The following is a 531-nucleotide window of genomic DNA, read 5'->3' as shown; positions in this document are numbered from 1 at the left end:
CCGCGCTCGTGCCGAGGCCCGCCGCGAGCGGGAGCCGGGCGCTCGCCCGGCGCTCCAGACGCCCGGCCGCCGCGCTCGCGGGAAAGCCCATGAGCGTGCCGGGCAGGAGGAGCAGCCCCGCGACGGTCACCGAGACGCCGAAGCCGTACGGGACGAGCCGGGCCCGCGCGTCCGGCACCCCGGCGGGCAGCTCGGCGAGGCGCGGGATCAGCACGTAGAAGACGAACTGCACCGCGCCGAGCAGGAAGGCGCCCAGGTGGGCGAGTGCGAGGCCGGGCCCGAGCAGCAGTGGCAGCGGCACGAGCGGGTGCGCGGCGCGCCGCTCCCACGTGAGGAACAGGGCGGCGCACAGCGCGAATCCCGCGAAGAGTCCGAGCACCTCGGCCGAGGCCCAGCCCACGCGCGGGCCCTCGGTGAGCGCGAGCAGCACGGCGGCGAAGGCGAGCCCGAGCAGCGCCGTGCCGGGCAGGTCGAGCCCGCCGCCGCCCGCCCCCGCGCCGCGCGGTATCCAGCGCACCACGGCGAGGCCCG

General features: G+C 79.1%; 1 pseudogene. It reads right to left on the bottom strand.

The annotated features are described in order from the left end of the window. Nucleotides 1-531 (bottom strand): annotated as a pseudogene (locus G3I42_RS22485) (MFS transporter); the annotation flags it as partial.

Source organism: Streptomyces sp. SID11385 (assembly GCF_010548245.1).
Lineage (GTDB): Bacteria > Actinomycetota > Actinomycetes > Streptomycetales > Streptomycetaceae > Streptomyces.
Note: the sequence above shows the minus strand (reverse complement) of the source record. Positions and strands in the feature narration are given on the sequence as shown.